This is a genomic window from Derxia gummosa DSM 723, assembly GCF_000482785.1.
GTDB classification, from domain to species: Bacteria; Pseudomonadota; Gammaproteobacteria; order Burkholderiales; family Burkholderiaceae_E; genus Derxia; species Derxia gummosa.
Genome location: NZ_AXWS01000007.1, coordinates 732,924 through 757,277, shown reverse-complemented (window position 1 = coordinate 757,277; position 24,354 = coordinate 732,924). Strand labels below are relative to the sequence as shown.

Here is a 24,354-nt window from a genome sequence, read left to right as displayed (position 1 = left end):
ATTCTCCCGATGTACTCACTGAGCGCCGAGATCGCGGCGCTGTTCGCGCAGATCGCGCTGGACAATCTCGCGGTCCGTTTTCCCTGGCAGTCGGATCTGGTCATGCTCGGCGCCGACGAGCCGCGCGATCCCGCGCGCCTGCATCCGGCCTTCCACGGCGCCGATGACTGGGCCAGCTGCGTGCAGATGCACTGGCTGCTCGTCGCCCTGCTGCGGCGCGATCCAGCCTTGCCGCTCGCGCGCGAGATGCACGCCTGGCTGGACGTCCGCCTGACCGCCCGGAACATCGTCGGTGAACTGACCACGCTCTGGCATCCGGCGCGCCACGACTTCGGCCGTGGCTGGGGCTGGGCCTGGATGTTTCGTCTCGCCACCGAAGTGCAGCGGCTGGCCCAGAGCAAGCTTTACGCACGACCGTGGAACGACGCGCTCGCGCCGCTGGCCGACGAGCTGGCCGACCGGCTCAAGCGCTGGCTCGCCCATGTCACCTGGCCGCTGCGGGAAGGCGGCGAGGGCAACAGCGCCTTCCTACTGCTGAGCGCGCATGAATGGGCCGGCGCCGTCGGCGACAGCGCGCTGTCGGCGCTCATCCGCGATCGAAGCCTTGCCTGGTACGGCACCGACCGGCTCTATCCGGCGCGCTTCGAGCCGGGCGGCGAGGACGTGCTCTCGCCCGGGCTGATGGAGGCGATGTTGATGCGCCGCCTGCACGGCGGCAGTGGCGAATTCGCGGCCTGGTGGCGCGAGTTCTGCCCGCGCGGCGACGACCTCGTGTTCTGGCTCCATCCGCCGCATGTGGCCGACGGCCCCGATGCGCGTGTCGCGCGGCTCGACGGCCTGCTCATGTCGCGTGCCTGGTGCCTGCGCAGCCTCGCGCGCGACGTGGGGCCGCAGGCAGAACTGTTCGCCCGCGCGGCCCAGGTGCATCTGCATGCGGCGATGCGCCGGCTCGATACCGACAGCCGTCTGCGCAGGCGCTGGGGCGCCGGCTTCGGGCTGCTGGCGCTGTCCGAACCGATCGTCGACCCGGCCAGGCTCGCGTCGGGCGGGCTGCGTCGCGTGGTGGACCTGGGCGTGTGAGCGGTCCCGGCGGGGCGGCGCCGGGGTCGCGCCTGACGACAGCCTGGGCAGGCCGCGTCGCCTGACCGCCGAGCCCCGGCCCGGCGCCGATCAGCCGCCGCTCGCCTTGCGCGTCATCGCGATCAGGTCGAGATGGTCGGTCGAGGTGCCGACATCGCGGTTCATCGAGCTGCGCGAGTTGAGCTTGATGTTCAGCCGCAGATCGTTGACCGAGTCGGCATTGCGCAGCGCGTCCTCGTAGCTGATGCGGCCTTCCTCGTACAGGTCGAACAGCGCCTGGTCGAAGGTCTTCATGCCCAGCTCGCGGCCCTTCTTCATCTGCTCCTTGATCTCCGAAACCTCGCCCTTGGCGATCAGGTCGGAGATGTAGGGCGTGTTGAGCATGACCTCGATCGCCGCCGCCCGGCCCTTGGTGTTCTTGAGCGGGATGAGCCGCTGCGACACCATCGCGCGCAGGTTGAGCGACAGGTCGATGAGCAGCTGCTGGCGCCGCTCTTCCGGGAAGAAGTTGATGATCCGGTCGAGCGCCTGGTTGGCGCTGTTGGCGTGCATCGTCGCGAGGCACAGATGGCCCGTTTCGGCGAAGGCCACCGCGTGCTCCATCGTCTCGCGCTCGCGGATCTCGCCGATCTGCACCACGTCGGGCGCCTGACGCAGCGTGTTCTTGAGCGCCACCTCCCAGCTGTCGGTGTCCACGCCCACCTCGCGCTGCGTGACGATGCAGTTGCGGTGCGGATGCACGAACTCGATCGGGTCCTCGATCGTGATGATGTGGCCGTAGCTGTTCTCGTTGCGCCAGCCCAGCATCGCCGCCAGCGTCGTGCTTTTGCCCGAGCCCGTGGCGCCCACCATGATGACCAGCCCGCGCTTGGTCATCGCCACGTCCTTCAGCACGTCGGGTAGCTGCAGTTCGTCGAAGGTCGGGATGCGCGTGTTGATGACGCGCAATACCAGCCCGACCTTGCCCTGCTGGATGAAGGCATTGACGCGGAAGCGCCCGATGCCCGTCGGCGAGATCGCGAAGTTGCACTCGTGCGTCTGCTCGAACTCGGCCGACTGCTTGTCGTTCATGAGCGCGCGCGCCAGCTCGATCGTGTGCTGGGCCGTCAGCGGCTGGTTCGACACCGGATGCATGCGCCCGTCGATCTTGAAGGCGGGCGGGAAATCGGCGGTGAGGAAGAGGTCGGAGCCCTTTTTCGTGACCAGCAGCCGCAGCAGGTCGTGGACGAATTTGGTGGCCTGTTCGCGTTCCATCTCTTGTTCTTTCAGGTCGAGGAGTGAGCCCGCGTCAGCCGGGGAAGTTGTCCTTGTTCTGCGCCTTGGTGCGCGCCTCGGACGGCGAGATCACGTTGCGCCGCACGAGGTCGAGCAGGTTCTGGTCGAGCGTCTGCATGCCGAGCGACTGGCCGGTCTGGATGGCCGAGTACATCTGCGCCACCTTGGCCTCGCGGATCAGGTTACGGATCGCCGGCGTGCCGACCATGATCTCGTGCGCCGCGACGCGACCGTTGCCGTCCTTGGTCTTGAGCAGCGTCTGCGAGATGACCGCGCGCAGCGACTCCGACAGCATCGACCGCACCATGTCCTTCTCGGCCGCCGGGAACACGTCGATGATCCGGTCGATCGTCTTGGCGGCCGAACTCGTGTGCAGCGTGCCGAACACCAGGTGGCCCGTCTCGGCGGCGGTCAGCGCGAGGCGGATGGTTTCGAGGTCGCGCAATTCGCCCACCAGGATGATGTCGGGGTCTTCGCGCAGCGCCGACTTGAGCGCGTTGTTGAAGCTGAGCGTGTGCGGCCCGACCTCGCGCTGGTTGATCAGGCACTTCTTCGACTCGTGCACGAATTCGATCGGGTCCTCCACCGTGAGGATGTGCCCGTACTCGTTTTCGTTCACGTGGTTGACCATCGCGGCGAGTGTCGTGCTCTTGCCCGAACCGGTCGGGCCGGTGACGAGCACGATGCCGCGCGGCTGCATCGCGATGTCGGTGAAGACCTTGGGCGCGTTCAGATCCTCGAGCGAGAGGATCTTGGTGGGAATCGTCCGCATGACGGCGGCGGCGCCGCGGTTCTGGACGAAGGCATTGACCCGGAAGCGCGCGAGACCGGGAATGGCGAACGAGAAGTCGCACTCCAGGTTCTCCTCGTAAAACTTGCGCTGCGAGTCGTTCATGATGTCGTACACCATGCCGTGCACATCCTTGTGCTCCATCGGCGGCAGGTTGATACGACGCACGTCGCCATGGACGCGGATCATCGGTGGCAGCCCGGACGAAAGATGCAGGTCGGAAGCCTTGTTCTTGACCGCAAAAGCCAGCAGTTCGGAGATATCCATCAGTCGCAGCGCCGGGCAGGCGTGAAGTGAAACAAATTATGTTGTCGATATTCCAGCAGTGGCAAGACACCGGAAACCGCGTGAAGCAGGCCGCGCTCGCGGCGGGGCGCGAACCGTCGGACGTGATGATCCTCGCGGTTTCCAAGACCCAGCCGGCCGAGTCCGTCATCGAGGCCTGGCGCGCGGGCGCGCATGGCTTCGGCGAGAACTACGTGCAGGAAGCGGAAAGCAAGATTGTCACCGTGCGGCGCCTGCTCGCGGATGAAATAGGTCATCGCCTCCCCGGCAATTCGGCGATTCCGGCCGGTATCGGCGCGCCGCAATGGCATTTCATCGGCCCCCTGCAGAGCAACAAGACCCGCACTGTCGCCGAATTGTTCGACTGGGTGCATTCCGTCGAGCGCTTGAAGATCGCCGAGCGGCTGTCGGCCCAGCGGCCCGCGGGTCTCGCGCCGCTGCAGCTGTGCGTGCAGGTGAACGTGAGCGGCGAGGCGAGCAAGAGCGGCGCCGCACCGGCCGAGGCGGGCGAGCTTTGTCTTGCGGTCGCGCGGCTGCCGAATGTCGAGTTGCGCGGACTGATGGCCATTCCCGAACCCGAGGCCGATCCGGCGCGCCAGCATCGCCCCTTCGCCGCATTGCGAGCGCTTGCAGGCGACATCCGCGCGCGGCTCGCGGTCGAACTGCCCGAGGCGGCGGCGCGCTTCGACCAGCTGTCGATGGGCATGAGCGGCGACCTGGAGGCTGCGATCGCCGAAGGCGCGACGATCGTGCGCGTGGGCACGGCGATCTTTGGCGCGCGGGCTGCGAAGGCGGCGCCGGGCGCTTGAGCCGGACGCTGGCGGGCGGGACGCGAGCGCGCCGCGCGGCCTGACCGGCAAGCGCGTTGCGAGGCGGACGCGCGCCGCCAATTCCCGACCGCCGTGCCCGGACATCGCGCGCCGTCCGGCCTACACTGCATCGCAGCAACCCGAACAAGAGCCTCAGAGCCCGAAGGAGCATGCGCGATGCCCAACCGCCTGGCCCACGAAACCAGCCCCTACCTCCTCCAGCACGCCGACAACCCGGTGGACTGGCATCCCTGGGGGCAGGAAGCCCTCGACCTCGCCGTGGCCGAGAACAAGCCGATCCTGCTGTCGATCGGCTACTCGGCCTGCCATTGGTGCCATGTCATGGCCCACGAGTCGTTTGAAGACGCCGACACGGCGGCGCTCATGAACCGCCTGTTCGTCAACATCAAGGTCGACCGCGAGGAGCGGCCCGATCTCGACGACATCTACCAGCACACGCTCCAGCTCATGACGCGCCGCGCCGGCGGCTGGCCGCTCACCGTGCTGCTCACGCCGGCCCAGGTGCCGTTCTTCGCGGGCACCTACTTCCCGCCCGAGCCCCGCCACAACCTGCCGTCCTTCCGCGAGCTGCTGACGCGCGCCGAGCAGTTCTTCCGGAGCAAGCCCGAGCAGATCGCCAAGCAGGCCGCCGCGATCCGCGCCGCGCTCACCGCCGGCAATCCGCAGGCGCCGGCTGTCGCGCCCGTGTGGACGCGCGAGCCGATCGACGCCGCCGTCGAGGCGCTGCGCCCGCGCATCGACAGCGTGAACGGCGGCTTCGGCAACGCGCCCAAGTTTCCGCAGCCCCACCTCATGGGCTTCCTTCTGGAGCCGCTGCCCGAGGCGATGCTGCATGCGCTCGGCAAGATGGCCGAGGGCGGCGTGTACGACCACCTCGGCGGCGGCTTCTTCCGCTACTCGGTCGATGCGCACTGGACCATCCCCCACTTCGAAAAGATGCTCTACGACAACGGCCCGCTGCTCGGGCTGTATGCCGAGGCCTGGACGATGACGGGCGACCCCGCCTTCGCGCGCGTCTGCGACGAGACCGTCGGCTGGCTGCTGCGCGAGATGCGCGCGCCCGACGGCGGTTTCTTCTCCGCGCTCGACGCCGACTCCGAGGGCGAGGAAGGCAAGTTCTACGTCTGGACGCCGGACGAGATCGCCGCCCTCGTCGAGCCGGGCGAGTTCGCCGTGCTGCGCCTGCATTACGACCTCGCCGGCGAACCCAATTTCGAAGGCGCGCACTGGCATCTGCGCATCGCAATGCCGCTCGACGCGGTGGCGCGCCAGCTCGGCATCGACCTCGGCGACGCGGCGGCGCGGCTGGCCTCGGCGCGGCGCAAGCTGTTCGCGGCGCGCGAGCAGCGCGTGCGCCCGGGCCTCGATGACAAGATCCTCACCGCGTGGAACGGGCTCACGATCAAGGGGCTGGCGAAGGCGGCGCGCGTGTTCGGCCGCGCCGACTGGCTCGCCGCCGCGCGGGGCGCGATGGACTTCCTGCGCGAGCGCGTGTGGGTGGACGGCCGGCTCTACACGAGCTGGAAGGCCGGCGTGCCGCGCCACAATGGCTATCTGGCCGACTACGCCTTCGTCGTGGACGCGGCGCTGGAATTGATGCAGGCCGGCTTCCGGCGCGTCGATCTCGACTTCGCGCTTGAGCTTGCCGATGCGCTGCTCGCGCGCTTCGAAGACAAGACGCTCGGCGGCTTCTGGTTCACGAGCCATGACCACGAGCGGCTGATCCATCGCGGCAAGCCGGCCGACGACAGCGCGATTCCCTCGGGCAACGGCATCGCGGTGCTCGCGCTGCAAAGGCTTGCAGCGCTCACCGGCGAGATGCGCTTCGCCGATGCGGCACGCCGTGCGCTCGCGCTCTTCCACGACCCGATCGCCGAGGGCGGCCAGCACATGCCCTGCCTCACGACCGCGCTCGGCGAGTTCGTCGATCCGGTGCGCACCGTGGTGCTGCGCGCGCCGGCCGGGCAGGAAGCCGAGCTGGCGCGCTGGCAGGCCGAGCTGGCCCGGCGCTGGCTGCCGCACACGCTGGTCGTCGCGCTCGGCGCGGGCGCAACGCTCGAAGCGGGCGCGGCGGTGGAGAACAAGGCCGACGCCGGAAGCCGAGCGGCCGAGGCTGCGCTGCCAGCCACGCTCGACAAGCCGCTCGGCGCGGGCGCGCAGGCCTGGGTCTGCGAAGGCGCGCTGTGCCGGCCGCCCGTGGATTCGCTGCCGGCGCTGGTGGCGGCGCTGGGCAGTGCGGCCACGACCGGCAGTGCCCCGACGCCCTGGTAGCCGGTGGCCGGCCGTGTGTCGGCATCGCCGGCGAGCGGGCATCGCGGCAGCAACCTTGGCCGGCATGGGCTGACGTCATCAGCGGCCCGGGGCCTCGCCGGGTGATCCGGCGCCAGCCCGTCGAGCCGTGGCTTCACCTCGCCTTGCGTCAGCTGCTGGCGAGGCCGTCACGCCCCGAGCGAAGATGGATCCGGCCGCGCCCGCGGTTGTTGGCCCGATACGGGCGCGACGACGTGGCGCGATCCGATCGCACGTCCGCTTCCCTCACGACGAGGCCCGTCATGACCGACCCCCGTTTCTTCACCCTTCATCACGCGCCGCAATCGCGCTCGACCGGCGTGCTCGGCCTGTTGCACGAGCTTGGCCTGGTCGAGGGGCGCGACTACCGCATCCGCCTGCTCGACCTCAAGTCGGGCCAGAACCGCGAGCCTGGTTTCCTGTCGATCAATCCGATGGGCAAGGTGCCGACCATCGTCCATGCCGGCGCGGTCGTGACCGAGCAGCCCGCGATCTACCAGTACCTGGCCGAGTTGTTCCCCGAGGCTGGCCTCGCGCCCGCCATCGGCGATCCGCTGCGCGGGCCCTTCCTGCGCTGGCTCGCGTTCTACGGTTCGTGCTTCGAGCCGGCACTGGTCGATCGGGCCCAGCAGCGCACGCCGGCACCGCCGGGGATGTGCCCCTACAGCGACTTCGACACCATGTATGACAGCTTCGTGCGCCAGCTCGCGCGCGGGCCATGGATGCTCGGCGGCCGGTTCAGCGCGCTCGACATCCTCTGGGGTTCGGCGCTGGCCTGGACGCTCAGGTTCGGGCTGCTGCCCTCGTTGCCGGTGCTGACCGACTATGTCGCCCGCGTCGCCGCGCGTCCGGCAGTGCTGGCTGCGCAGGAGCAGGACGCACGCCTGCTGGCCGAGGTCGAAGCCTGGCGCGCCGGCCGTGCGGCCAAGGGCTGAGGCGGGACGGCGAGACCGCCGCCACGGTGCGGGCGCGCAAAAAAACGCCGCGTCGGGCAGGCCCGGCGCGGCGCAGTCGGAGGTACACACGGCTCGATTCTGCGAGCCGGGCCCGCCACGCAAACGGGAAAACATCCCGGGCATTTCTCGGTAGTTACCCGCTTCGGGTTTGGGCGGAGCGGTTGCTTCGCCCGGGCCGATGGGTGCAGGCGGATCGTGTCAGCGCAATGCCGGCCCGACGATCACGAGCGCGATCACCAGCACGCCCAACGCGAGATTGACCGTCACCAGCACGCGAATGCGCGCGAGCGCGGCGGCACCCGCCGGCCATTGCCGCTCGGCCACCGCCCGTACCAGACGCGGCCAAGCCGACAGCCGGATCACGCCGAAGATGGCCGTCATCACGCAGCCGATGCCCAGCATCGCGTGCACGCTCCAGTGCAGTTGGGCCATGCCGGCCGGCAGCGCCATGCCCAGGCCGCTTGCGAACAGCAGCACGATCGCCGCCGTCACCCAGTTGAAGAAGCGCCCGAGGGCATCGGCCATGAAGCCGAGCCGCGCCGGCGGCTCCAGCCGCGCGACGGCGGCGGGCCGTACCGCGAAATGCATGACGGTCATCCCGCCGATCCAGACGATGGCGGCGAGCAGGTGGACGAGCAGGAGCAGGGCGTGGGGAAGCATGGTTGCGCGCGGAGGAATGGTTGTGTTGGCGGGGACTGCGCCCGGGTTGTGCCGCAGATCGCGGGCGCTGTCGAGCGTGGCGGGTGGGCTCAGCCGCGCGCCACGCGCCGGGGCGCGCGGCCGCCGGGGGCGTCGTCGTGCGCGCTCGTGCCGGGCACGCGGGCCGGGGCGGTGTCGGCGACGCTGCCTTCGATGACGCCTTCGACGCCGGCGCCTTCGGCGGTGGCGGCGCGGGCCGCGTCCGCCCCGGCCTTGCGCAGTGCGAGCGCGCCGACGGTCAGGCCGTCGGGCAGGCCGGTGATGCCGGCGGCGCGCAATTCGGCGGCTGAACGCGCGAGCGCGGCGGGGTCGAAGCCGGGCAGGGCGGCGTCGAGCCCGAGCCAGTCGGCGAGGCGGCGCGGGCTCGGGATGGTGAGGCGCATGCGCGCGTCCTCGTGACGCGCCGGCGCGTCGCTGAGGTCGAAGCTGAGCAGCAGCAGGCCGCCGGGGCGCAGCAGGCGCAGCGCCTCGCGCAGCGCGGCGGCCGGATCGGCGAGGTGCTGGAGCACCGACAGCAGCAGCGCCACGTCGAAGCTCGCGTCCGGCGCGGGCAGGGCCGGCAGCGCGGCGGCGCGCGGCACGAGGCCGAGCCCGGCCGCCCAGCCGAGAAAGCGCCGGGCGGTGGCGGCATCGGCCTCCCAGCCGTGATCGCGGTCGAAGCCGGTCACGCGATGGCCGGCATGCGCGAGCCAGGGGCCGAGCGCGCCGCGTCCGCCGCCGAGGTCGGCGATGCGCAGCGGCGGCGGGGCGGCGCGGGCCGGTCCGGTCGGCGCGCGCGGGGTGGCGGGGCGGGCGCCGCGGCCGTCGTCGCCGTGCGCGTCCGCCCGCGCGAAGGCGTCGATCGCGTCGAGCGCGAAGGCGTATTCCCAGTGCTTGGTGGCGTGGATGTGGCAGCCGGTGACGGGATGGCGCGCATGGCCGTCGGCGTCGGTCACGAGGCCGAAGGCGCGCGCGATCGCGGCACTGGCGTCGAGCGGGCGTGCGGCGTTCCAGGCTTCGGCGCGCAGCAGGCGGGGGGCGACGAGCGGACCGTCGCGGTCGGCGGCGCGGTGGCTGTCCGCGCGGACCACGGCATCGGGGCGGGTGCCGGCCGCGTCGGCGGCGCGGGTGAGGGGGGGGGCCGTGGCGCGGGGTGTCGGCTCGGCGAGGCGGGCGAGCACGGCCTCGGCCACGGCGGCGGGCGCGAGGGCCTGCATGCAGGCCGGCGTGGCGAGGCCGCGCGGGCAGCGGCCGAGCCAGTCGGGCGTGCTCCACCAGCAGGGCGCGCAGACGCCGGCGTCGAGATTGAGATTGCCGGCATGGCCGAAGAAGGCGCGGTCGGTCGGCCCGAACAGCACGACCGCGGGCGTGCCGAGCGCGCTGGCGGCGTGGACGAGCCCGGATTCGCCGTCGATGTGCAGTTGCGCGCCAGCCAGCACCTGGAGCGCCTCGGCGAGGTCGGCGTGGCCGAGCAGACAGTCGTCCACGCCGGCGATGCGGCGCGCGGTCGGGCCGCCGATCTGCACCAGGCGCAGGTCGGGGCGCGCGGCGCGCAGACGGCGCACGAGGTCTTCCCAGTGGCCGAGCGGCCAGCACTTCACGGCCTCGCCCGGACGCAGGCCGGTGCCGGCGTCGAAGCCGTCGTGCAGCGTGATCCAGGGCCGGCCGTCGGCGGCGAGGCGCTGGCGCGGGCCGGCGCGGCGCTCGTCGAGGGCGAGCGCGAGCGGGGCGGCGAGGATGGCGCGGGCGGTGGCGGCGCCAGCGCCCGTCGGCATGCCGGTCGGCACGGTGTCGGTGCGAAGGTCGGCGCCAAGGTCGGCGCGGGAGTCAGCGCGCAGGTCGGCCGGGCAGGCGGCGCCCGCGGAAGCGTCGTCGCCGCTGGCGGGCGCCGGGTCGAAGCCCGCCGTCCACGCGAGCGCGGTGGCGCGGTCGCGGCCGGCGGCGAGGTTGAAGCGCGCCCAGTAGCCGTCGAGCTGGGGATGGCGCGCGACCAGGCCGCGCACGCCGGCGATGCGCTCGGCCGAACGCGCGATGAGCGCGGCGAGCGCCGGATGGCTGGCGCGCCAGCGCGCGGCGTCGTCGGCGAAGCGCGCGAACTGGTCCAGCTCGACGCGCAGGCCGGCTGCGCGCGGCCAGTCGGCGAGCGGGCGGGCGTCGGCGAGCAGGCCGCGTCCGCCGAAGGCGAGCCGCGCGAGTTCGGGCCGGTCGTTGTAGGTCGTGACCGGGCCGAAGCCGGCCAGCGCGCGGATCGCCTCGGCCACGCGGGCGCAGAACAGCAGATCCCCAAGGCCGCCGCCGAGCCGCACCGCGAGGGCGACGGGCTCGGGCGCGACCTCGCCTTGCCGCGCTGGCGCTGCCTCGCGCGGCGCCATCTGCGATGGTGCGGGCCGTGCCAGCGTCGGTGCCGGTGCCGGTGCCGGTGCCGGCCCGCCGTTGCCCGATCGCGCCAGCCCCGGCGCGATCCGCGCGAGCCGGGCGGCGACCGTCGCTGGCGTCAGCTCGCGCAGGCAGGCGAGGTGGTGACCGCAGTCGCGCCGGCCCCAGGCGCCGGCGCGGCAGTCGGGTTCGCAGGGCAGGCCGGCGCTGATCGCGTGCATCGCGGGCCAGGGCATGGCCTCGCGCGCCGGGCTGGTGATGCCGAACACGCCCAGCGTCGGCACGCCGAGCGCGGCGCCCAGATGCATGAGGCCGGAGTCGTTGGCGAGCAGGGCGCCGCAGCGCGCGAGCCGGCGGGTGGTCTCGACCAGCGGGCGCGGCGCGGTCAGGTCGGTGACGTGCGCGGGCCAGCGCGGCGGGTCGGGCGCGAAATAGGCCGCGCCCGCGTCGTCGTCGGCCGCCGTGCCCAGGCGCAGCACCCGCGCGTAGCCCTCGGCCACGGCGGCATGGCCGTGCCAGCGCTTCCAGTGCCAGTCGGGCTTGCAGCCGGCGTGGATGGCCAGTGCGCCGGCATCGACCTCGCCGGGCGCGGCGCGCAGGCCGGGCGCGAGCGGCGGCAGCGGCAGCGGCGCGGTCCAGCCGAGTTCGCGCGCGATGTCGGCGCAGCAGCCGGGATCGCCGTCGCGCAGCCAGCGCCCGCGCGCGGGCAGCCAGCGGCGCGCGGCCGGCAGCCGGCTTGCAAGCGTTTGCGCCCAGTACGAGAACACGGCCAGCGCGGGCACCGGCAGGCCAGGCGGCAGCGGAATGGCGCCGTCCTTGAGCAGCGCGCGCGGCGCGGCGAACACGCGGTCGATGCCCGGCGCGCCCTCGAACAGCGCGGCGCAATCGGGCCAGTCGGCCGCGACCAGCAGATCGACGCGATACCCGGCCGCCGCGAGCACCGGCGCGAGCGCGGCCCAGCGCAGCACGTCGCCGAGCCCGCCCGCGAGCGCGAGCAGGGCACGCGGGGCGGGGGCGGCGGCTTCGGGCGCGACAACGCCGGGCGCGCCGGCCGTGCGGCCCGCGCCGTCGATCGTCGCGGCGCCCGTCCCCGCCGCCATCGCGTCGATCGCCGCCCGCGTGCGTGCCACCAGCGCCTCCAGCCGCTCGCGCGGCACCGGCGTCCACCAGGCGTTGCGCGTGTCCTTGCGGCTCGAATTGCCCGCATGCACGCTCGCCACGCACAGCGCCGGCTCGTCGAGGTCGATCACCTGCTCCGGGCGCGCGGCCCAGACGAAGGCGTTGTCCTCGCCGATGTCCTGCTCAGGAAAGCGCTGCCGCGCCCAGTAGGCGCGCCTGAACATCAGCGTCGCGCCGTACACCCAGGGCCGGCGCGGCCCCTGATAGCGGTACTCCCAGGCGCCCGCGCCATCCACCTCGCGGAAGAACACGCGGCTCGTGCCGCACAGCTCGGCGCGCGGCTCGGCGTCGAGCGCGGCCAGCTGGCGCCGCAGCCGGTCGGGCGCCTGCCAGTCGTCATCGTCCCAGTGCGCGAGCAGCTCGCCGCGCGCCGCCGCGCAGGCGAGGTTGCGCTTGGCGCCCAGCCGCAGGCCCGGCGGGCAAGGCACATGACGGATGCGCGGGTCGGCCCGCATGAGCTCGACCACCTCGGGCGGCACGCCGTCCTCGCTCACGACCACGAGTTCGGCATCGGCCACATCCTGGGCGCGGAACTGCGCGATCGCCGCCGGCAGCAGCGCATGCCGGTTGCGCGTGGGCATGAGGCAGGACAGGCGGGGCGTCATCTCACTTCACCACCACGCGGTAGCCCGCGGTGCTGATCATCTTGTGCCAGAGGTCGCCCCCGATCGCGGCCTGCGCCTGCTCCTTGTTGGGGAACTTGCCGTTCGCCGCGAGGATGGCCTTGACCTTGGCGCGCTCCACATCGCTCAGGCCGGTGAGCTGGTCCACGTCGCCGGGCTTGGCCTTCTTGAGGTTGACCTGCTTCTTCTTGCCGTACTTGAGCAGGTAGTGCTTGGGGTTGGTGTCGATCGGATTGCTCACGCCCACCTGCTTGATCGTGCGCTGGGCGCCGGCGGCGGTCACTTCCTGCGCGGTGCAGCTGAGCGACTGCGGCACGCCGGTCTCGGCCTGCATGATGTCCTTCACCGTCTTGCGCGAGTCGTCGTCGCTGTCGGCCAGCACGGTGTCGACGCTGGCGATCGGCCCGCTCATGTCTCGGCCGTACATGGCCGCCACCTTCACGGTCAGGTACTTGCCCTTCTCCTTCCAGGCGTTGCCGCCGATCTTCTTCATCTCGGCCACCACATGCTTCTCGAACTGGTGGTAGTGGCTCGCGCCGCTGGAATTGTTGGCCGGCGTGGTGAGCGGCGTGAGGTTCGCCCAGTCGGTGCCGCTGCCGCCCAGGCCGGCGTTCAGCAGATGGCCCTGAATGTAGTAGCTCGTGCCGCCGGTCTTGCGCTTGGCGAGCAGCGTCCACTTGGCATTGCCGCCGCCGCCGGCGGGCGTGCCGCCCTTGCAGTCCTTCTGATGATTGATGGTCTTGAGGGCCGAGCGGCCGAAGCCGTTGACCGTGCCGCCGAAGGTGGTCTCGGCGGTCTTGCCCTTGGGCAGCAGCGCCACGGTCTGCACCGCCAGCGTGTCGAGCAGGGCTTCGAGCGTTTCGGCGTTGGCGGCGCCGTTCTCGGTGGCCTCGGATGTGGGGCCGCCCTTTTCCTTCTTGAGCAGGTCGTCGATCTTCTTGGCGGTGGCGCGCGCCGCCGCCTTGTTGCCCTCGGGCGCGTTGACGGCGTCGATCATCGCGCCGTAGGGCGTCTCGTCGGAACGGATGGCGAGGTTGAGGCTGCCCGGCGCGCCGCGCACCAGCAGCGTGTGCCTTTCGCCGTCTTCGAGCGCGAAGCCCTTCTTCTTCTTCCACCAGTTGAGCAGCTTCTTCGCGCCGGCCTTCACCGCGCCGAACAGCTTCTTCACCAGCGCCACGATCTTCGCGATCGCCTTGTCGATCGCCTTGTCCACCTTGGTCTGCACCTTGAGGATGAAGGCCTTGATCTTCTCGCTGATGCCGCCCAGCCCCACCAGCCGCGCGAGGAAGCCGATGACGATCGGCAGCGTGCTGGCCAGCGACCGCTCGATCCACGCGATCGCGCCGCCGATGGCGCCGGTTGCAATCGCATGCACCGAGTTCACCACCGCCTCGACCAGCGCCAGGATCTGCTGTGCCTTCTCGATCACGAACATCACCACGTTGTAGATGGCGATGATGGCCTGCACGATCGCGCCGGCCGGGTTGAACATCGACACCACCTTGGCCACGGCCTGCTTCACCACCGTCTCGATCAGCCAGTCCTGGATCGCGCCGATCACCATTTCCTTCAGCGCGGCCAGATCCTCCTTCACCTTCTCCCACAGCTTCTGCGGACCGCCGGTGACGAGTTCCTTCACGTACTCGACCACCTTCTCGATCACGGTCACGGCGGTGTTGCCGATGAGCTTGACCGCCTTGGCGCGCATGCGCTCGTAGGTGATGCCGAGCACGCCCATCACGAGCTTGAAGATGCTCGGCAGCGACAGATCGGCCGGCACCTCGATGCCCGCGCCGCTCAGCGCGCCGAACAGCCATTTCATGAAGCCGGCCTGCAGGTGGGTCCAGATGTTGGCCACGAAGGCGCTGAAGCCGCCCTTCACCGCCGCGATCAGGTTGCCGAGAAAGCCGATCGGGTCGTCGAGGATGAGCTGGATGGTTTCCTGGCCCTTGCGGATCACGGCCATCAGCTTCGCCTTGAACTCCAGCAGCGCCTTCAGCACCTCGCCGAGCGCGTCTGCAAACCTTTGCAGCAGACCCTTGTTCTCGTCCTGCATCTGCTTGAGCGCCTCGTCGGCCTTGTCGAAGGCCTCCTTGTATTTCTGCGCGAGCGAGGACGCGAGTTCGTTCTTCTTGCTCTCGATGCCCGATTCGAGTTCGGTGAAGCGCTCGGCCACCGATTGCGCGGCCGCGTCGCCGGCCGCCTTGAGGTTGGCCGGCAGCCCGGCCACATAGGCCTTGATGCGCGCCTGCCCGGTGGCCACGTCGGCCTTGGCCTTCGCGAGCCGCGATTCGACCAGCGCCGCCACGCGGTCGATGAGCCGGTCCATCGCCGACTGGAACAGCCCGCGCCCCTCGACATAGAAGCGGTTGACCTCGTCGGGCAGGCCGAGCGCCTGATCCTTCAGCCAGAGCCCGAGACCGACCACCGGAATGCTCAGATAGCGGCGCAGCTTGTAGTCGAACAGGCGGTCATCGACGAAGGTCTTCATCGCCGCGATCGCCGCTTCCACGCCGGGGTCGAAGATGGCCGAGACCGCGTCGTCCAGTCCGCCGAGGTTGGTCTCGACCTTGAGCTTGGTGTCGGCGTAGATCGCCTCGATGTCGGCCGCGACCTTCTTGCGCTCGGCCTCTTCCTTCGCGGCCTGCTGCTGCTGGCGCGAGAGCACCTTGGCATTGCCGGCGCCGCGCGTGCCCGCGAGCAGCAGCGCGCCGCGCTGGCCCGTGGCGCCGGCCTGGGCGCGCGCGGCGGCGAGCACGCCGGTTTCCTTCGCGCGGAAGGCGGCGGGCGCCTTGTCGGCCTGGCTCGCGACCGCGCCCTGGGCGCCCGCGAGCGCGGAGAAGCGCGGGTCGTTGGCCCTGGCGAGGCTCTCGGGCTTGATCTTCTCGTCGGCGAGGGCCTGGGCGGTGTCCTGCTTGGATTGCTGGAGCGAGGCTTCGGCGGGCGTGACCGGCGGCGGCATGGCGCTGCCGCCATCGACGGTCGGCGCGGCGGGGCGCGGCTCGGCGGGCAGGGCGGCCGAGGGCTGGGCCGGGATGGCACCTTCGTTGGGCGGCTTGCGCGCGGCGGTCTCGACCGGGCCGGCGGCGGTTTCCTTCTGCGCATCGACGTTGTGGTCGAGCGCGCCCTTCATGCCGTCGGCGGCGCCGCCGTTCATGAACTTCTCGGTATCGCCGAGCGTCTTCGGCATCGCCTTGTCGATCTCGGCGCGCAGCAGGGCCTTGAAGGATTGCGGCTGGGGCCTGGGCGTGGGGGCTTCCTTGACCTCGTCAACCACCTTCGCCTTGGCGCCGGCCGCGCGTTCGTTGGGTGGGGCCTTGGCGGACTTCGAGGCTTCGCGCGCCTTCTGGGCGGGCGGGGCGTGCTTCTTGAGCTTCGCGGCGCCGGCCTTGACCTGGTCGGTCATTGCGATGAAGCGCGGGTCGGATTTCGGCTTCGCGACGCGGCGCGGGGCGGAGCGGATGGCGAGGGCGCACATGGCGTCAGCTTTCGTGGCGCGGAGCGGTGGCGCGCCGGGCGGCGAGCGCGGGCGCGCGGCGGCGGACGGGCATGACGGCGCGGGCGTTCATGCCGTCACCTGCCGAGCGGAAAGAGCGCGCCCGCGCGCCGGTACTCGCGGCGCAGCGCGTCATGCAGCAGCGCGACGCCGACGCGCTCGCCGCGCGCAAGGGCGGCCGAGGCGACGTCGAGCACGACATTGCGGATTTGCCCGCCCGCGAGCGCGCAGGCGTCGGCGATGCGGTCGAGCGCGTCGTCGGGCACGTCATGGTCGGGCGGCAGGTGGGCGCGCCAGAGCGCGAGCCGTTCCGCGAACTCGGGCGCGCGGAACTGCGCGATGAGGTCGAAGCGGCGCAGGAAGGCGGTGTCGATGCGCTCCAGCGCGTTGGTGGTGACGAGCACGAGGCCGCGATGGGTTTCGAGGCGCTGGAGCAGGAAGTTGGTTTCGAGGTTGGCGTAGCGGTCGTGGGCGTTGCCGACCTCGGTGCGGCGCGCGAGCAGGGCGTCGCCTTCGTCGAGCAGCAGCATCACGTCGAGCGCCTCGGCGGCGGCGAGCAGGCGATGCAGGTTGCGCTCGGTCTCGCCGATGTACTTGCTGACCACCGACGACAGGTCGAGCCGGTACAGCGGCAGCCCGAGCCGCGCGGCGAGCACCTGGGCGGCGAGCGTCTTGCCGGTGCCGGACGGGCCGGCGAACAGCGCGCGCACGCCGGCGTTGAGGCGCGCGGCGAAGGCGGACGGGAGCGAGTCGCGCAGGCGATCGCGCTGGGCGCAGCGGGCGGCGAGGGCGTCGAGGTCGCGCGCGGTGTCGGGATCGAGGACGAGGGCGGCACGGTCTGCGCCGGTGGTGTCGAGGCGGCGGGCGAGGTTGTCGAGTTCGGCGGCGCCGGCGGCCAGCGCCGTTTCGCGCAGGCGGGCGGCGAGGGTTGAAGCGTCGGCCTCGGCGTTCGTGGCTTGCGTCGCGTGCATGGCGGCCGCTCGGTCGGCGGTCGGCGCGGCACGGTCGCTGTCGCCCGCGAGCGCCATGCCGGCATCGAGCCGGCGCAGCGCCGTCACGAGGTGGCCCGACGAAAGATGCAGCCGCGATGCGACTTCGACCGCCTGCGCGGCCACGGCCGGCGGCGCGTGGCGCGCGACGAGGGCGGTGCGGCGCGCGGCGTCGGGCAGCGGCAGGCGCAGCGCGAGGACGGGCGCGGGTAGATCGTCGAGGCTGTCGTCGTCGGCGCAGACAAGGCCGATCCAGCCGTCATGGCCGGCAAGCGGCGGCAGGCGCAGGCGCTCGCCGGGCGTGGCGCGCAGGCGCAGCACCGGCCGCGCGCCCGCGAGCGTGGCGAAGGCGCCGAGCCAGGGCGGCGCGAGGCGGGCGGCCTCGGCGGCGGGCTGGCCGTCGGGCGGCCAGTCGATGAGCAGCACGTCGCGGCCTTCGGCGCGGGCGAGGGCGCGCAGCAGGGCGGTGCGGCCGTTGTGGTCGGCGCCGCGCGCGATGACGCTGGCGTGGGCGGCGAGGCGGGCGCGGAGGCTATTTTCATCGTCGCGGCCGCCGTCGCCGTCGTCGGCGCCGTCGAGGCCGAGCGCGACGCGCGTGGCGTCGTCGAGCACGAGGCTGTCGAGCGCGGGCGCGTCGGCGGCGGGCAGCAGGCGCAGGCCGGGCGCGGGGCGCTCGGGCGGCTCGCCGCGCGCGGCGGACCAGCAGTTGTCCTCGACTTCGTAGGTGGCGGCGGCGCGCGCGGCGCCCGGCGCGCAGGCGCGCAGCAGGCCGCAGTCGAGCAGGGCGCGCAGCGCGGGGCGCAGGCCCTCGCGCGGCACCGTGCCCCACCACGTCTGCATGAGCGCGACGCCGGGGCGGCGCTCGGCGGCGTCGAGGTCGAGCGCCTCGAACACGGCGCCGAAGCGCGCGTCTTCCTCGACGAGGCCGCAGACGAGCCAGATTTCGAGCGCGGCGGGCGGCAGGCCGGCGGCGGCGACGAGGGCGCGCAGCGGCGCGTGGACGAGGTTGTCGGGGCTGTCGGCGAGGGCGCCGGCGTAGTCGAGCAGGAAGGGGAAGCGCTCGGCTACGTCGTCCTCGCCGAAGCGGGCGACGGCGGCGTCGGCCACGCGCCAGGCGGCGGCGAGCAGCAGCGGGCGGAAGGCGGCGGAGGGATCGGATTCGGCGCCGGCGCGGACTGCGGCCGAGGCGTCGCCGTGGTCTGCCGGATCGCCGGGCTCCTGGCGGGCGCCGTCGATGGCGCGGGCGGCGACGGCGAGGTCGCGGGCGTCGTCGGGGTTCATGACGCGGCTTTCATTCGAAGACGAAGCGCAGGCCGCGACCGGCGCCGGGCAGCGGACCGGGATCGCGGTCGAGGCCGGCGAGACGCCATTCGACCGGATGCAGGTCGAGCGGCATGACGGCGACGATCTCGGCCTCCGACACCCACAGCCGCGTGACGCCGCCGGCGAAGGCGCGACCGACGAGGGCGGGCGGCAGGTCGAGCGCGGGCGCGAGACGGGCGCGCAGGCTGGCGGTGTAGCGGCGCAGCCAGCGGGCGAGGAGGCGGTCGGGGCGGGCGGGCGTGAGGGCGTGCGGCGCGCGGCGCATGCCGGTGTGGCGGCCGGTCGGGTGGCGCGCGTCGTGTCGCGCCGCTGTGGCGGATGGCGTTCGCATCGTGGTCCGCGGCCGGGCGCGTGTCGTCGTGCGCAGACGGCGGCCGCGCGGCGGGGCGGGTGGCGGCACGGGCCAGTGGCGGTCGAGGTCGCGGGCGCTGGCGTCGTCGCGCGCGGGCAGGTCGGCGGCGAGGCGGTCGAGCAGCGGCCAGAGCGGGTCGTCGCGCAGGCCGGGGCCGACGAGGCGCAGGCCGAGCAGCGCAAGCAGGCGCCAGATCGGCAGCGGAAAGCCGGGATCGAGCGGGCGCGTGAAATCGGGATAGAGGCCGTCGCCGAGCAGCAGGTTGACGAGGAAGAGCAGCCGACCGTGGCGGGTGAGGACCACGCGCGGCGCGGCGTCGAGCGCGTGGGCGGGTGGCGGTTCGGGGGCGGCGGCTGTCGGGCCGGTGAGGGCGGCGGCCTGGGCGTCGAGGCTGGCGCGCGAGCGCGGGACCGGTGTGGCGGCGGGCGCGGTCGGCGGCTCGGCGCGTGACGGGGCGAAGAAAGCGGGGCTGTGCGCGGCGGCGCGGTCGGTGTCGGCTTGCGGGTGGGCGTCGCTGTCGGTGCGGTCGGGCGCGGTGGCCGGGTCCATGGGGTCGGTGGTCGGCGATGTGCCGACATCGGCGGCGAAGTCGGATGTCGGCCGGGCGATGTCGCTCGATGCGCCGGTGGCATCGGGCGCGGCGGCGCGTCGAGCGGTCGGGGCAGAGGCCTGCGTCTGCGGCGCGGACGCGGGGCGGTGGCCGTCGTCGGCGCTGCCCGACGCGGTAGGGCGCGGGCGCGTGAGGTGGTCGAGCGTCGCGGTCGGCGCGGGCAGCGGGCGGGCGGCGGCGCGAGCGTCGTCGAGGGAGGTGGCAGCACCGTCGCGGGAAGCCGCGCGACGGTAGCCGGCAGGCGCGGTGGCGCGGGCGTCGGGGCTGCTGTCGTGGGCGCTTTGCGCGGCGCCGTTGTGCGGCCGGGAGGTGGTGCCGGCGGCAGTCTCGTCGCAGGGCGAGGAGGTACGCAGGCCGGTGGTGCCGCCCGCGCTTGTGTCGGCGGCCGCGCGCCTGCCGGCATCGGGCGGCAAGCCGGTCGGCGCGTCAGGCCGGCCACCCGCTTCCGCCACCGGGACAGAGCTGGCGCGCATGGCGGGCGGCATCCCGCGTCGCGCGGCGCCGTCGCCCGCCACCGGAGCCAGCACGCCGCGCGCGACCAGCGCCGGCCGTACCGCCTCCGCCAATCCGGCGCGCGCGAGCAGCCGCAGCGCGGCCTCGGCATGCGTCGCCTGCTCGCGCCAGCCCGCCGTCCAGTCCGGATGCGCGCGCCCGAGCCATTGCCGCCACCACCAGCAATCGAGCCGGTCGTCGAGCGCGTCGCGCGCGAGGCAGGCGAGCAGCTCGGCCGTGTCGCCGAACAGCACCGCCTGCGCCTGCGGCGACACCGCGCCGAGCGCCGGCCGCGCCGCGACCGCCGCCGCGTCCGCGATCGCGCCGCGCGCCAGGCCCGCCACCGCGAGCCGCAGCCGCGCGTCGGGCAGACGGTCGAGCGCCGGGCCGGGCAGGTCGAGCGCGAGCCGGCGCAGCAGCAGCAGCGATTGCGGCGCGAGCGCCGGCAGCGCCGCCGCCACCTCGGCCGCGAGCGTCTCGGCCGCGAGCCGCGCGATGACCGGCTCGCGCGCGTCGAGACGGGCGCGCAGGCGGCCGATGGCAAGGGCGGGCGGGGCGGTCATGGCGGCGGGAAAGGGCGGCGTAGGCGTCGTGGCGATGCGTCGGTGCGTCGGTGAGCGGCGTGGCGTGTGCGCTGCGCGGTCAGCCGCCGGCGCCGCGTTTGGCGGGCGTCGTCTTGCGCGCCGCGCGCTTCACCTTGTCGGGGGCCTGCGTCAGCGCCGAGGCCGCGAGGCTGCGCTCCGTGGCGGTCGAACGCGGATCGTTCAGCACCTGCCCCGCGAGGCTGGCCACGCGCGCCGAGGTGCGCTCGCTGCTGGTAACGAGCGCACGGTCGCCGTCGATCTGCCGGTACTCGGGCGAGGCGCCCGGCTCGGCGCCATCGCGCAGCCGCAGCAGCCACTGGTCGGCGCCGCCGTCGCCGGGCGCGCGCCACAGGCGGTAAAGCATCGCCGTCGCGCGCGCCTGCGCCACCGGCCGCGCATCCAGCCCGCCGTCGAGCGCGCGCGCGAAATCCTCGCGCCCCAGCTCGATCTCCCATTCCGCCGCCAGCGCCGGCAGCGCGCCGAACACCGCGCGCCAGCGATCCAGCCCGGCCGCGTCCAGCAGCAGCAGGGGCGGCAGCACCGGAAAGGCCGCCGCCGTGCCCTCGGCCGCGCGCGCCGCCGGCAGCGCCGCGCCCTCGGCCAACTGCCGCGCGCACTGCCTTGCAAACGCTTCCATCGCCACGCGCTCGCTGCGCGGCCAAAGCGCGTCGCCCTCGGCGCCGGGCGGCGGCGCGAGCCGGCGGCGTGCCGCGTCGGTATCGACCCAGTCGAGATTGCCGGCGGTGTTGATGGCCAGCACCGCGATCGGCAGATCGTCGGCGCGCAGCGTGGGCGCCACCGTCGCCGGCCACCAGCCGACCACGCGATCGGCCGCCAGCCCCGCAGTACCGAACAGCGCCGTCGCCAGCCGGTTGCGCAGCGTCGCGGCGGTCGCGTCGGCGGGCGGATTGAGCGGCACCAGCCGCGCGCGCAGCCCCGGCAATTCCTGGCGCCGGTTGCAGGCGCCGACCTCGCCGAGCAGCGTCGGCGCCCGGCCCTCGCCGATCCACGCCGGCGTCAGCACCAGCAGATGCGTGCCCGCCAGCGCGCCGAGGCTGCCGAAGCGCGCCGCGCAATCGCCGAAGCGCCCGGCCGCCGTGCCGCCCGCGCCGCTGCCCGCGAGGTCCAGTTCGAAACCCGTCGTCTCGATGATGGCGCCCGACGGCGTCACGCCCAGCCCGGCGCCGATGCCGATCAGCCGCGCGCCCGCCAGCGTCACGCCCAGCCCGCGCTCGATGCCGCAGCCCGCCAGCCGCGCCAGCCGGCGCTGGCCCGCCTCGCGCGCTATCTGCTCGCGTTGCAGGTCCTCCGCCGACAGCAGCCGGCCGTTGAAGAAATAGGTGCGCGCCTCGCCGCTCGCGGCGAGCGGCTGGTCGAGTCCGGGCGTGCTCATCAGGCCCTCCCGATCACGTACCAGACCGAGGTCGCCGCCAGCCGGCCCGCATGACCGATGAGCGTGACCGAGCGCTGCGGCTCCAGCACCAGCGTCTCCTGGGTGTCGATCAGGCTCTTGCCCTCGCCCGCGCGCACGGTGCCGGCGGCCAGCAGCGTGACCGGCGACTTGAGCAGCGCCGACTTCACCGTCACCACGCGCTGCTCCTGCGCCGGGCCGAGGTTGAACTCCAGCTTGTCGCCCTCCTGCGCGATCACCACCACATGGTCGGTGCCCGTGAGCGCATTGCCCTTGGTCATGTCGCTCACCACGCGCAGCGCCCAGTGCGTCTGCGGCGTGGTGTCGATGGTGATGTCCTTCTCGACCTTGCTGACGGTGATGTGCCTGCCCGCGACCGCCGGCCGCAGGTCGCCGACGTCGTAGGCGCCTTCGCCGTTGCCGCTCAGGATCTGCGCGAAGGCGGGCTGGTCTGCGGTGCCGGTGCCGCCCTGGCCGGTGGCGACCGGCAGCGCGAGGCCGCCGCTGCCGCTGTCGTTGCCGCCGACGGCGTCGAAGCTCAGCGTCCATTCCTCGGGCGCGGGCGGGCTGGCGCCGGTCTGCTGCAAGCGCACGATCACGCTCGGGCTGTCGGCCAGGTTGGCGAGCACATAGCGGCCGCTGTCGTCGGGATGGCCGACCAGCACCTGCTGCTTGCGCGGCGGCGTGTCGAGGCCGGTGCCGCCCTCGCCGGCCGCGAGCGGCTGGCCGAGGTCGAGCACGCCCGAGATGGTCGCGTCGCCCGCGACCGAGAGCGTCGCGCCCGACGACAGCCCGGCCTCGCCATGCACCGTGCCCTCGGACTTGATGTCGCCCTTCGCGCCGATGCCGCCTTCCGCCGTGACGTTGCCGCCCGCCTGAACATCGCCGGTCGCGCTCACGCCGCCGCCGGCAGTCACATTGCCGCCCGCGTTCACGTCGCTGCCCGCGTTCACCGCCGTGCCGGCGCTGACCGAGCCGCCCGCGCCGATGTCGCCCGTGACCGACAGCGCCCCGCCGATCGTCGCCGCGCCGCCCACGTCGAGCGAATCGTCGACGTGCGCGCCGCCCGTCACGTCGAGCGCCCCGCCGACGCTCGCGTTGCCATCGACGCCGAGCGTGTCGCCCACGTGCGCCGCGCCGCTCACTTCAAGCGAATCGGTCGAGAGCGCGCCGGTGATCGTCAGGCCCGCGAACTCGGGACTGTCGAGCGGGCCGAGGTTCTGGATCGTGTCGATGAGGATGTCGGGCGCGGCGCTGTCCGGGTCCACGACGAGGTTGGTCGCGATGGCGTCGGTGCCGGTGGGCGTGTGCTGCACCGGCCGCAGCCAGCCGAGCGCGAAATGCGCCGGCGTGCCCGCCACCTCGGCCACGCCCGTCAGCAGCTGGCCGCGCGCCGGGCCGACGGCCTGGCCGGTGCCGCCGTCGCTGACGGGAATCGGCTGGCTCATGCCGGGGCCGTAGTAGTCGGGGCCGCCCGCCGCCGGGTCGGCGCCGCCGGGCCACTTGACGGCCGGCCGCAGCACCGCCTTGCGGCCCTCGGGCTCGGCGTCGGTCGGCGCGTCGATGAAGTCCACCCGCGTGATCGCATGCTCGTGCGCCGCGAAATCGACATCGAGCGCCTGGGCATTGGGCAGCCGCGCGTCGAAGCGGCCGAGCAGGTAGTCGGCCTCGCGCGGTGCGTCGTTCTCGGCGTTGGTCAGCAGCCATTCCTGCAACAGCCGCAGATGCGCGAGCTGGGCGCGGCCGAGCCAGCGCGCGACCGCCGTCTGCGCCACGTCCTCCGGAAATTGCAGGCTGCCGGCGTCGAGCGTGATGTCGATCGCGGCGAGCAGCAGGCCGGCCTCGGCCGTGGCTTCCGCCGCCGGCACCGGGCCGAAATGCGCCATCGCGTCGGCGCGCAGCCGGCGCACCCACACGTCGAAGGCGGCGTTGATGAACTCGGCATAGCGGGCGCGCGGGATGACGAGCGTCGGCCCTTCCGGCGAGGCGCCGCCGGGCGCGGGATCGGGGTCGGGCAGGGGCGTGGCGGCCTGGGGCGGGCGGCTCGGGTCGCTGCCGTCGAACCAGCGCGCGGCATTGGCGATGGCCTGCTTCACCTGCGTCTCGACGGCGGCCTGGAAGTCGGCCACCGACGGTTCGGGCGCGGGCGCGTCGCGCACCTCCACACGGCGCAGCCAGGCCGCGAAGGTGCGCAGCGCGGCGTCCTCGGCCTGGGACGGCGGCGTCCAGCTGAAGTCGAGCGTGAAGCCGTCGGCGATGCGCGAATCGGCAATCAGCGAATCCTCGGCGCGGCAGGGCTCGCCGGGGATGGGCACGGGCGTGCCCGTGATTTCCACATGGCGCAGCACGACGTACACGCTCGCCGCGCCGGTCTTGCCGTCGGCGCCCGACTTGCCGGGGCCGGCCAGCCATTCGTCGAGGCGGGCGCATTGCGCGGCGGCCACGCCCACGAGCTTGCCGTCGGGCAGCAGCGCGAGGCCGGGCGCGACCTGCACTTCCACCTGCGTGCCGACGACGTTGGTGCCGACCGCGAGGCCGGTGATCGCGCCGTAGCCGATCAGCTCGCGCAGGGCGCGCTCGTCGCGCGTGGCCAGGTAGGTGTGCTCCTGCCGGAAGTCGTCCACGCCCAGCACCATGCCGAAGCTGAAGTTGACGCGCTGGTTCGGGTCGAGCGCCGCGTCGGGCGCGGGCGCGAAGTTGTAGCCGGAACAGCAGCCCATGGAGGTCTCCCCTGAA

At 73.3% G+C, this 24,354-nt stretch carries 13 protein-coding genes; 4 read left to right on the top strand and 9 right to left on the bottom strand.

The annotated features are described in order from the left end of the window. Positions 1 to 9 precede the first annotated feature (9 nt). Entirely contained in the window at positions 10 to 1,080 is a 1,071-nt protein-coding gene (locus H566_RS22870; RefSeq protein WP_051378022.1) for a DUF2891 family protein, read from the top strand. 90 nt (positions 1,081 to 1,170) lie between these two features. Here H566_RS22870 and H566_RS0104535 read toward each other — a convergent pair whose 3' ends face one another. Together H566_RS0104535 and H566_RS0104530 are read right to left on the bottom strand one after the other, a co-directional pair. Beyond that, complete coding sequence (locus H566_RS0104535) at positions 1,171 to 2,334, bottom strand: PilT/PilU family type 4a pilus ATPase (protein WP_028310508.1); 1,164 nt, start codon at positions 2,332 to 2,334, stop codon at positions 1,171 to 1,173. 34 nt (positions 2,335 to 2,368) lie between these two features. Continuing rightward, complete coding sequence (locus H566_RS0104530; RefSeq protein ID WP_028310507.1) at positions 2,369 to 3,412, bottom strand: type IV pilus twitching motility protein PilT; 1,044 nt, start codon at positions 3,410 to 3,412, stop codon at positions 2,369 to 2,371. 38 nt (positions 3,413 to 3,450) lie between these two features. On the opposite strand from H566_RS0104530, the gene H566_RS0104525 reads away from it, so the two are divergent. The 3 genes from H566_RS0104525 (at position 3,451) to H566_RS0104515 (ending at position 7,484) form a co-directional block, all read left to right on the top strand. Next, positions 3,451 to 4,239 carry a YggS family pyridoxal phosphate-dependent enzyme gene (locus H566_RS0104525; RefSeq protein WP_051378020.1) on the top strand — a complete coding sequence of 263 codons (789 nt, stop codon included), beginning with the start codon at positions 3,451 to 3,453 and terminating at the stop codon, positions 4,237 to 4,239. 177 nt (positions 4,240 to 4,416) lie between these two features. Then, positions 4,417 to 6,531, top strand: a complete 2,115-nt coding sequence (locus H566_RS22865) for a thioredoxin domain-containing protein (RefSeq protein ID WP_051378018.1) — start codon at positions 4,417 to 4,419, stop codon at positions 6,529 to 6,531. A gap of 281 nt (positions 6,532 to 6,812) precedes the next feature. Then, the gene (locus H566_RS0104515) at positions 6,813 to 7,484 is read left to right on the top strand and encodes a glutathione S-transferase family protein (RefSeq protein ID WP_028310505.1); all 672 of its coding nucleotides are present in this window, start codon (positions 6,813 to 6,815) and stop codon (positions 7,482 to 7,484) included. A 219-nt stretch (positions 7,485 to 7,703) separates the two neighbouring features. Here the strand turns inward: H566_RS0104515 and H566_RS0104510 are convergent, their stop codons facing one another. From H566_RS0104510 to H566_RS27180, 7 genes are all read right to left on the bottom strand, one after another. Next, complete coding sequence (locus H566_RS0104510; RefSeq protein ID WP_034410458.1) at positions 7,704 to 8,165, bottom strand: CopD family protein; 462 nt, start codon at positions 8,163 to 8,165, stop codon at positions 7,704 to 7,706. An 89-nt stretch (positions 8,166 to 8,254) separates the two neighbouring features. After that, on the bottom strand, positions 8,255 to 12,343 hold the full coding sequence (locus H566_RS27190; RefSeq protein ID WP_051378016.1) for a glycosyltransferase family 9 protein: 4,089 nt from the start codon (positions 12,341 to 12,343) through the stop codon (positions 8,255 to 8,257). 1 nt (position 12,344) lies between these two features. Then, complete coding sequence (locus H566_RS0104500) at positions 12,345 to 15,839, bottom strand: phage tail protein (protein ID WP_028310504.1); 3,495 nt, start codon at positions 15,837 to 15,839, stop codon at positions 12,345 to 12,347. 95 nt (positions 15,840 to 15,934) lie between these two features. Further along, positions 15,935 to 18,127, bottom strand: a complete 2,193-nt coding sequence (locus H566_RS27185; RefSeq protein ID WP_051378014.1) for an AAA family ATPase — start codon at positions 18,125 to 18,127, stop codon at positions 15,935 to 15,937. A 10-nt stretch (positions 18,128 to 18,137) separates the two neighbouring features. After that, the gene (locus tag H566_RS0104485) at positions 18,138 to 20,186 is read right to left on the bottom strand and encodes a hypothetical protein (RefSeq protein WP_028310503.1); all 2,049 of its coding nucleotides are present in this window, start codon (positions 20,184 to 20,186) and stop codon (positions 18,138 to 18,140) included. A gap of 79 nt (positions 20,187 to 20,265) precedes the next feature. After that, the gene (locus H566_RS29600; RefSeq protein ID WP_034410454.1) at positions 20,266 to 21,600 is read right to left on the bottom strand and encodes a hypothetical protein; all 1,335 of its coding nucleotides are present in this window, start codon (positions 21,598 to 21,600) and stop codon (positions 20,266 to 20,268) included. Then, positions 21,600 to 24,338, bottom strand: coding sequence for a hypothetical protein (locus H566_RS27180; RefSeq protein WP_051378012.1), 2,739 nt, complete (start codon positions 24,336 to 24,338; stop codon positions 21,600 to 21,602). The genes H566_RS29600 and H566_RS27180 overlap by 1 nt, the downstream gene beginning before the upstream one ends. Positions 24,339 to 24,354: the final 16 nt, after the last annotated feature.